Genomic DNA, 9,324 nt, shown 5'->3' with positions numbered 1-9,324 from the left:
GCAATTCTCACCTGGCTACGCCAATTGGGAGACACGCCCTAGGCGTGTCGGCTCCCCACGTGCTCGGACCTCGCAAGATGGGCCGCCTCCGCTGAGTGCTCAGCCTCGCCCGAGCCGCCACAGGATGGTGCGCTCCTTCGACCGAGCCGCGTTCAGCGGATCAGCACTGTCGGCGGCGCGGGAATGGCGTGGAGTGGTCTCGATTGTCGCAATCACGGTCAGGCCAGCGGCGGCGATGCGGTCGAGCAGGTCATCGCGGGTGCGCAGTCCCAGGTGTTCGGCGAGATCGGAGAGGATCAGCCATCCTTCGCCGTGCGGCGTGAGATGATCGGCGAGCCCGCTGAGGAAGCGATGGAGCACGTCGGAGTCCGTGTCGTAGATCCCCTGCTCCAGCGCCGAGGTCGGACGCCCGGGAATCCATGGCGGATTGCACACCACCACGTCGGCCCGCCCGGAGTCGCCCGCCTCGTCGTCGTCGGCGTCGTCATAGGGCCACAGGTCGGCCTGGACTACCGCAACGCGGTCCGCCAACCCCAGCCGATCCACGTTGTCCTGGGCGCACTGCACGGCGCGGGGACTGATGTCGGTCGCCACGACCTCTCGAGCCCCGCGCCGGGCCAGGACGGCCGCGAGCACCCCGGTCCCGGTGCCGATGTCCCACACGACGGGGTGGTCGATGCCCTGCGGCCAGGGGGCGTCGGCGACCAGGTCGATGTACTCGTCGCGGGTGGGGGCAAAGACCCCGTGGGCGGGATGGATCCGAGCCCCCAGGGCGCCGACCTCTATGCCCTTGCGGTGCCATTCGTAGGCGCTGATCACGCCGAGCAGCTCGGGCAGCGAGACGAGAGTCTCCGCTACGACGGAATCGCTCGACTCGTCGGCGGGCGTGTCGACCGGCTGCCCGTAGGCGTGCGCGCAGGCCTCGCGAGCGTCGGGCGCTCGGCGCAATCGAACTGTGTAATCGGGCTGCAGGGGGATCAGGATCTTGCCCAAAATCGCCGCACGCTGGGCACGCGCTTTCCGGTTGGCCAGAAAGATATCTCCGGGGTTGGTGGACTGCGGTGACCGGGACGCCCGCTTCTCGAGGCGACGGTCGAGAGCACGCATGAGCTGCCGGGCGTTCTGGAAGTCCCCCCGCCACAGCAGGCTTGAGCCTCTCTGGGCGATTCGGAGAGCCTTGTCCGCGGAGATGTCGTCGGTGATCACGACGATTCCAGTCGGCGCGGGTGCGGCGTTCTCGGAGCGCCAGGACCCGCTGCGCTGGGTGCCGCTTTCGTTCCACCTGACCGTGGTCATGGCGCGTCCAGCGGGCGAACGGGAAACGGCACAGTGCATCCTTCGAACAGGCGCACGCTCGCCAGAACGACCGAAGCGGGAATGCGCGAAAAACAGTGACCCCTGCGCGGGGTCTCACCTATTGTCTCAGCCGGCTGGCGCCGCTCTCCGTTCCACTCTCCGCGCGGGGGCAGACCGTCGCTATTCGAAGTCACCCAGTCCGCCACAGACGCCCTCGTACGCCTCTGCCCGGGCCGCGTACATCTGTCCGTTGCTGATGAAGTAGCCGCCCGTGTAGTCGGCTGAGTCAGACGGGCACCCATGGGCGAGTGCGTAGAGCTGGGCCGCGAGATCGTCGGCGTCGAACGCGCCGACGCTGTCCCGATGCGGCGTGATGATCGCCGTCCTGTCGGCAAAGACCCCGGGCGCTCCGAGCAGGGTGACTCGGCGCGCGCGGTAGTCCCCGGCGCGGACGTAGGCGAGGGCCCGGCGAAGCACCGTGTCGTAGCGCGTGCCGGTGAGGGGGGTCGCGATATCCATGGCCGCGACCTTCACACCCCGCGCACCACTTCTTCGCGAATCGGTATCGCGACGAGGAAAACCTGTGGGGACTCGGACCGCTTGTGAATTGCCGTGGTGCCAGGAAGCCTCGGAGGGGCTACCCCGATCTCGGCGCAACCAGGACCGCGCCAGTTCGCGTGGGCGGAATCGGCGACACTGACCCAATGGACGGGGTTAACATTTTTCCACCACCTCATATGAGTGGTATCTCACTCAGGAGCTTGGTCGGCTCCTCGGAGTTAGGCACATGATGCGCTCTCGATTCGCCTCGATACTTGCAGCGGCAATTCTTCCGCTGATACTTCTGTCAGCGTGTAGCCCCGGCGACACCGAACCCGAGGCCGTCACAATCACCCAGACGGTCCAGCCGTCGACTCCCACGAGTTCCAGCAAACCGAGTTCCACGACGGCGAACGTCACGCCCAGCCACGCCTCGACCGCAGCGAGCCAGACTGCAGCCGCCCCAGCCGTCGACACATGCGGAGCAGTGGGTTACCAGGGCGCACCCGGCCAGGAGAGTCCACATTGCCTCGGTAAACAGATCGCCTCGTGCGGGACGGCCGATCATCAGACAGGGACGACGTTCTTCACCGACGGCACATCCGGGTGGACCCAAACGTGCCAGGACCAGATGCTGGCTACCTACGTTCCCCCGCCCCCTGCTCCGACCTTCGATCAGGACGCGTACAACCAACAATTCGCCGACGAGTATTGGCGAACGCATCCGACGCCGACATTCAATCCCGACTCGGCTGACGGCTATGGGCCTGATCAAGAGTTGCCTCCGGCATGCCTTCGACTCGAGGGCGTGGACTGCTGAATGGCCCCGCGAGACCTATAGCTCAGCTTCACCAGCGCGGGCCGCCATCGAGAGACTGGCGTCTGCTTACCGGGGAGCCCATCGATGACCCCCGTGAAAATTGCTACATGTCGCTCGACTGCAAGCGCTTGACCACCGTTGAGGCGAGCTGCCCTTCCGGCACACGGAACTCGGACCACTTGTCGCCGCTGGACGATGAGGTAGCGGCCGAGAACACCCGCCGCCCCCTCGCGTTCACTGTGGTGTTTGCTGCAAAGACAGGACTAGGCACCAACCACGACTGCCTGATCGAGCCTTGAGCAACATCCACAAAGACGAACAGCATGTCCAAGTCACCGCGCGGGTAGAACGAGGAATCTCGAACAATGGCTTGGAAGCGGCCTCGTTGCACCACGAGGCCATCTGACATCCTGGCCTTCACCTGAACTGCGAGGGTCGCCGTGTGTCCGCGAAGGTGAAACACGAGGTCAACGCCTTCATCGTCAATGACGGACGTCGACACGTTCAGCTTCGCGCGGGACTGCAGAATGCAGGTGGCGGCGACAAGTAGCTCCGCGGCCTTACCCATCCGCCCGGAGTCCGGTGACTTCTGGAGATAGTCGTCCGACGCCATTACTGGACTATAGAGAGTGATTCTCGCTGCAAGCGTCAGAGTCGAGCGCTTCGGTGAAGTGCCGGCCGCGACACAACGAACTCGCGTCTCCTGAGGCCGACCCGGAAGCGCCTTCAGCTCCCCTCTCCATGTGCAGGGCCCTCGGCCCCGCACCTAGATCGAGCCTCTACCCCACCAGCGGGCCCCCGAGCTTCCAGTAGCCGAGAAACGCGACCCGATCCTTGGGCATGGCGAGGTCCGCGGTGAGGTAGCGGCGCAAGCGTGTGGTGGCACCGGCCTCGCCGGCGATCCACGCGTAGGCGGTGGGATCGTCGGGCAGGTCGGCGCCGTTCTGCGCGCCCCACTCCCGGACCGCACGCTCCAGCGCGCTGTCTGCCGCATGCTCGACCGTGCTGTCGTCCGCGCTCTTGCTTGAGCTGTCGATCGCGGAACGGCCGGCGGCCGCGACGTCCGGCTCGACCACGCGGATGCGGGTGCCCTGCGCGGGCGCGCCCAGGGTGTTGTCGGACGGGTCCGCCAGCTCGAGGAACACATCCGTTGGAGTGCCCTCCGCCAGCGCCGCGAGGATGTTGCGGATCGCGGGCAGGGCGGAGGCGCCGCCGACCAGCAGCAGCCGGCTGGGCGGCTCGGGCGGCGTGTAGTGGATGCCGTACCCGGTGTATCCGGCGCGGGCGTCTGGCCCGGTGAGCACCAACTCGTCGCCGGGTGCGCAGGTCGCGGCCCAGGTGGACGCCGGCCCGGCGGGCTCGTGGAGGAACACGTCCACATCGATCTCACCGCCCTCGGGTCGGATCGCCGCGGGCGTGTAGGTCCGCAGGGCGTTGCGGCGGTCCTCGGGCAGCTCCTTCCACCGCGCGTACCAGTGCGAGGGATGCGGCGTGGGATCGGCCAGGAGCCCGAAGTCCGGTCTGGAGCCGTCGGGCATGGGCAATACCAATTTGATTCGCTGGTCCAGCCCCCACTCGGCGAAGTCTCGCAGGGCCGGGCCGGCGAGGGTGATGCGGCGGAACCCCGGGCTCAGCTGCCGCGACCGCGTGACGGTCACCGGGAAGGCGCTGTACTCCCAGGGGCGGGTGGGCGCGGAGCTCGTCGTCGTCATGGGGTTGTCTCCTCCTGTACGTGAACGGGCACCTCTACGGGCACGGGTCGGCCGCGCGGCACCACGAGCGGGCCGCCGGTGACGGGATCGGGGATCACCACGTTGGGCAGGTCGTAGATCTCCTCGACGCGCTCGCTGGTCACCACCTGCTCCGGGGTCCCGGTGGCGACGATCCGCCCGTCGCGCATGGCGATGATGTGGTCGGCGTAGCGGGCGGCGTGGTTGAGGTCGTGCAGCACGGCCACCACTGTCCGGCCGTCGCGGTTGAGGTGGGCGAACAGCTCCATCAGCTCCACCTGGTGGGCGATGTCGAGGAAGGTGGTGGGCTCGTCCAGCAGCAACAGGTCGGTCTGCTGGGCCAGGACCATCGCCACCCACACGCGCTGCCGCTGGCCACCGGAGAGTTCGTCGACCGGGCGCGCGGACAACTCCCGCGTGCCGGTGGCCTCGAGCGCCTCGCGCACGGCCTCCTCGTCGATAGTGGACCACTGGCGCAGCAGACTCTGGTGCGGGTACCGGCCGCGCGCCAACAGGTCGGCCACGGTGATCCCGTCGGGGGCGATCGCCGACTGCGGCAGCAGACCCAGCCGGCGGGCGACCTCTTTGGCGGGAATTGAGCTGATGGCCTTGCCGTCGAGGATCACGGTCCCGGACCGGGGCGCCAGCAGCCGCGACAGGCCACGCAGCAGCGTGGATTTGCCGCACGCGTTGGGGCCTATCACCACGGTGAACGAGCCGGCCGGGATCTCCGCGGACAGGCCGGCGATCACGGGGTCGGCGTCGTATCCCAGCGTCACGTCCTGCGCGCGGAGCCGTGAGGTGGAAGCGGTCTGGTCAGGCACGGCGGCGGATCTCCTTGATGATCATGACGACGAGGTATAGCCCTCCCACGGAGACGGTCACCACGCCGACCGGCAACCCCACCGGCAGCACGTGCTGCGCGATGAGATCCGATGCCAGCAGGAGCAGCGCCCCGACGAGTGCGGACAGGGTGAGCGAGAGGTACGGCGTGCGGGCCAGGCGCGTGGCCACTTGCGGGGCGGCGAGCGCGACAAACGCGACGGGGCCGATTACCGCGGTGGCCACGGAGACCAGCAGGACCGCGATGAGCAGCGCGAGGGTGCGCACGAGGGCGGGTCGGGCGCCGGTGGCGGTGGCCACGTCGTCACCCAGGTCCAGCTGACGCAAGCGGGGCGTGAGTGCGACCAGCACGAGCAGCAGCGGTATTCCGCAGGCCACGGCTCCGGCGACCGGCACCGCGGTGACGCCGTTGAGGGTGCCGACTCCCCAGGCGGAGGCGAACATGGCGGTCTCGAACTCGATCTGCAGCAGCAACCAGGTGTTGGTGGAGGCGAGGAGCGCGGCCACGCCGATGCCGATCACGATGAGGCGGAACCCCTGGACCCCGCCGCGGTGGGCCAGTCCCCAGATCACGGCCGCGGTGGCGAGCCCGCCGACGACCGCGCCGGCGGTGACGAGCGGCCACCCCGCCGAGGTGAGCACGAGGGTCAGCAGCATCCCGGTGAACGCACCGTTGGACAAGCCGAGGATGTCCGGGCTGGCCAGGGGGTTGCGGGTGACGGTCTGGAACAGCGCGCCGGAGATCCCGAGGAATCCGCCCAGCGCGATCGCGGCGATCGTGCGCGGCAGCCGCCACTCCAGCACCACCGTGCGGTCCAGCGCTCCCCCGCCGCCGAAGAACACCTCCACCACCCGGCCGGGGCTGAGCGTGTAGGTGCCGAGTCCGAGGGACCAGACCCCCAGGACGACGACGACGAGGACCACACTTAGCGCCACGCCGATGCTTCGCGCCCGGACCGGCAGTTCGAGCCGTCCCACGCGCAGGACCCGGCGCCGGTAGCCGAGGTCAATCGGTGTGGTGGTGAACGGAACGGTGCCGGTCTGAGTGGTGCTGATCCGGGCAGTGTCGCTCCGGGCAGTGTCGATCGGGGTCGTCATGACAGGCTGCTCGCCTTCCGCCGGCGGGCCAGGATGATCAGGACGGGAGCGCCGACGAAGGCGGTGACGATCCCGACCGGGATCTCGGCGGGCGCGATCAGTACGCGGCCGAGGACGTCGGAGAGCAGCACGATCACCGGGGCCAGGAGCATGGAGATCGTGAGGATCACGCGTTGGTCCACGCCGAAGATCCAGCGGGCGACGTGCGGGACCATGAGGCCGATAAACGAGATGGGTCCGGCCAGCGCCGTGGCGGTGCCGGCGAGCATGGTGACGGCGACGATCACCCCGATGCGGATCCCCAGGATGTTGGCGCCCTGCGCGCGGGCCACGTCCTCCCCCAGCGCCAGCGCGTTGAGTCCGGGCGTGAGCACCAGGGCCAGGATCACGGCCACACCGATGAACGGCAGGAGCGGGACCAGCACGTCGAACCCGCGGCCGAGGAGGGAGCCGGCGTTCCAGGAGCGCATGTGCTCAAAGGCGTCGGGGTTGCTCAGCGTGAGGCCCGTGGTCATGCCGGAGAACACCGCCCCCAGCGCGACCCCGGCCAGGGTCAGGCGGATGGGGTCGGCGTTGCCGCGACCGGAGGAGCCGATGAGATACACGGCCACGGTCACCACGAGCGCGCCCAGGAAGGCGGGCCAGACGAACTGCGAGGAGTCGCTGAGCCCGAAGAACCCCACGCCCACCGCGATGGCAAAGGCCGCGCCGGCGTTGACGCCGAGGATGCCGGGATCGGCGAGCGGGTTGCGGGTGAACGCCTGGATGAGTGCGCCCGCCGCGCCCAGGGCGATGCCGGCGATCACGCCGGTGACGGTGCGTGGAATGCGCAGGTCCTCCACCACGAACCGTGCCTCGGGCGAGCCGACGCCCTGCAGGACATCCCACACGACTCCAGGCGGGAGCGAGTTAGAGCCCACCATCACCGAGAGCGCCACCGAGAGGGCCAGGAGCACGACGAGTCCGGCCAGGCCCAGGGTGATGCGGAGTCGCCGGCCCGTCGTCGCGGGCTCGTGGTGCGGCGCCTTCTCCGACGCCGCCGCCCCCGTCCCGTCGCCCTGGGGCGCGGGACGGGGACCGGATCGGGTTGCGGCGGTGGTCACTGCTGCGATCGAAGGAACTCTTCGATGTCGTCGAGCACCAGCTCGCCGCCGCGGGGGCCGACACCGGAGACCCAGTAGCTGGTGTCCACGAGCGTGACCGAGGGGAACTCGGCGCTGTTCTGCGTGATGGCGTCGGGGATCGTGGACTCGTCGGTCACGTCGGAGGTGGTGACGAACACGTGGTCCGCCTTGGCCTGGAGGATGTTCTCCGGCGAGATGTCCGCCTGGAGGCCGTCTTCCCAGTTCTGCTCGGGGATGGTGAAGCCCACGCACTCCAGGGCGCCGCCCGCGAACGAGACGGGGCCGTAGAGGCTGAGCGTGGTCTCATCGCGCGGGCGGAGCATGTTGGCGGTGGTGCCCTCCACGGAGAACTCCTCCTTGATCTCCTCGCACCGGTCGTTGAAGCCGTCCAGCAGCTCCTGCGCCTCGTCGGTCCTGCCCAGGGCCTCGGCGATCAGGAGCACGTTCTCCTGCCACGGGTCGGCCTGCGTTTCCATGAACACGGTCGGGGCGATGGAGTTCAGCTGCTCGTACAGCTTGGAGTGCCGCGAGTCGGTGCCCAGGATCAGGTCGGGCTGCAGCTCGGCGATGGCCTCGAGGTCCGGTTCCGGCACCGTGCCCACCGGCTGCACGCCGTCCACGCCCAGGTACTCGGGCACGCCCGCGACGTTGCTGGCCACCGCCGCACCGACCGGAGTCACTCCCAGCGCAACAGCCGCGTCCAGCTCGACGGGCTCCAGGACCACCACGCGCTGCGGCGACTCCGGCACCTCGGCCGTCCCCCGCGCGTGCTCGACGCTCCGGGTGAGCTCCGACCCTCCGGCGGAGTCCGACTCCTGGGCGTTGGAGGAACAACCGGCCAGAACCAGTGCCGCCGCGAGCGACGCGGTCGCGAGAAATATTGCTCTGGACGAGACCGTTCTTCGTGACCCCGCCCGGCGGGATTGTGACGTGCGCATGGGAGTTGGGACCTTCCGGAGTGGTGATGTGCTTGGGGCCGGCCGTAGACCGCTCGTCAGGTTAGGCAAGGGTAACCTACATCAGCTCACGGATTGGGGAGGCCTGGGGTCTGGGACGGGCCGGGGAGAATGGGGCTCGCTGGGACAGCCCACCATGCCCGGATCCCACGATTACGCTGATGCCACAGCTTTCACACCGCGCATGTCGAACAGTCAGAGGAAGCCAATCCACCATGGTCAACGCCCAAGAACGTGGTCTCAACCAGATCCTCCAGGGACCATGGCAGTACCAGGTTCCGCTGTACCAGCGGCCCTACCAGTGGAAAGAGTCGAACCGGGCGCAACTGTGGGAGGACCTCGTCCAACTCGCCGACGAGCGGGAGGTGGATCCCACTGCATCGCACTTCCTCGGATCTCTGGTGCTCTCCCCCGCTCCCGGGGCGGCTGCGGGCGGAGTGCAGCGGTTCCTGGTTGTCGACGGGCAGCAGCGGCTCACGACACTCACCCTCCTGCTGACCGCAATCCGGGACCATCACGAGGCAACCGGTGAGCCCCGCAAGGCCGAGGCGGTAAACGAGTTCTACCTGATCAACAAATTCGAGTCAGATGCACTTCGGCTTAAGCTCCTTCCCACCCAGGCGGATCGCGATTCGTACGCCGCCGGGAGCTTCGTGGACTCGGACGTCGCGCCCTCTTCCGGAACGGGGTCCTGTCGCCGTCGGAGCTCGCGACGTGGGTTGTCACCGGCCAACCGGCACCGGCCGTCCGTGATCCACGGTGGTCTTCCACGACCCGCACGGCACCTGCGTCGCCGCACGCGGAGCGCCTGAGAAAGTCGCCCTACGCCCACGACGCAATCGCACTACTGCACGCTTATGCTGGCGCGTTCCTGGGGTAAGTCCCCTGGAGTGGTGGGGTTTGGGGGCCGGGGTTTG

9 protein-coding genes are annotated in these 9,324 nt (G+C 68.5%); 1 reads left to right on the top strand and 8 read right to left on the bottom strand.

The genetic code is table 11. The features are described from left to right. Positions 1-99: 99 nt before the first annotated feature. From G6031_RS07785 to G6031_RS07750, 8 genes are all read right to left on the bottom strand, one after another. Positions 100-1,296: a class I SAM-dependent methyltransferase gene (locus G6031_RS07785; RefSeq protein WP_182652933.1), complete on the bottom strand. Its 1,197-nt coding sequence runs from the start codon at positions 1,294-1,296 to the stop codon at positions 100-102. A gap of 180 nt (positions 1,297-1,476) precedes the next feature. Continuing rightward, positions 1,477-1,815 (bottom strand): hypothetical protein, encoded by a 339-nt coding sequence (locus G6031_RS07780; protein WP_182652932.1) that lies wholly within the window; start codon positions 1,813-1,815, stop codon positions 1,477-1,479. Between the two features lie 944 nt (positions 1,816-2,759). Further along, positions 2,760-3,269 (bottom strand): hypothetical protein, encoded by a 510-nt coding sequence (locus G6031_RS07775; RefSeq protein ID WP_182652931.1) that lies wholly within the window; start codon positions 3,267-3,269, stop codon positions 2,760-2,762. 166 nt (positions 3,270-3,435) lie between these two features. Then, entirely contained in the window at positions 3,436-4,368 is a 933-nt protein-coding gene (locus G6031_RS07770) for a siderophore-interacting protein (protein ID WP_182652930.1), read from the bottom strand. Beyond that, entirely contained in the window at positions 4,365-5,210 is an 846-nt protein-coding gene (locus tag G6031_RS07765; RefSeq protein WP_182652929.1) for an ATP-binding cassette domain-containing protein, read from the bottom strand. Before G6031_RS07765 ends, G6031_RS07770 begins: the two co-directional genes overlap by 4 nt. After that, positions 5,203-6,327 (bottom strand): iron chelate uptake ABC transporter family permease subunit, encoded by a 1,125-nt coding sequence (locus G6031_RS07760; protein ID WP_182652928.1) that lies wholly within the window; start codon positions 6,325-6,327, stop codon positions 5,203-5,205. The genes G6031_RS07765 and G6031_RS07760 overlap by 8 nt, the downstream gene beginning before the upstream one ends. Continuing rightward, positions 6,324-7,430, bottom strand: a complete 1,107-nt coding sequence (locus G6031_RS07755; RefSeq protein WP_347238461.1) for an iron chelate uptake ABC transporter family permease subunit — start codon at positions 7,428-7,430, stop codon at positions 6,324-6,326. Before G6031_RS07755 ends, G6031_RS07760 begins: the two co-directional genes overlap by 4 nt. Further along, entirely contained in the window at positions 7,427-8,389 is a 963-nt protein-coding gene (locus G6031_RS07750; RefSeq protein ID WP_182652927.1) for an iron-siderophore ABC transporter substrate-binding protein, read from the bottom strand. The genes G6031_RS07755 and G6031_RS07750 overlap by 4 nt, the downstream gene beginning before the upstream one ends. 233 nt (positions 8,390-8,622) lie before the next feature. On the opposite strand from G6031_RS07750, the gene G6031_RS07745 reads away from it, so the two are divergent. Then, entirely contained in the window at positions 8,623-9,219 is a 597-nt protein-coding gene (locus tag G6031_RS07745; protein ID WP_241737243.1) for a DUF262 domain-containing protein, read from the top strand. Positions 9,220-9,324: the final 105 nt, after the last annotated feature.

Origin of the sequence: Dietzia sp. CQ4 (assembly GCF_014145125.1) — a bacterium.
Lineage (GTDB): Bacteria > Actinomycetota > Actinomycetes > Mycobacteriales > Mycobacteriaceae > Dietzia > Dietzia natronolimnaea.
Note: the sequence above shows the minus strand (reverse complement) of the source record. Positions and strands in the feature narration are given on the sequence as shown.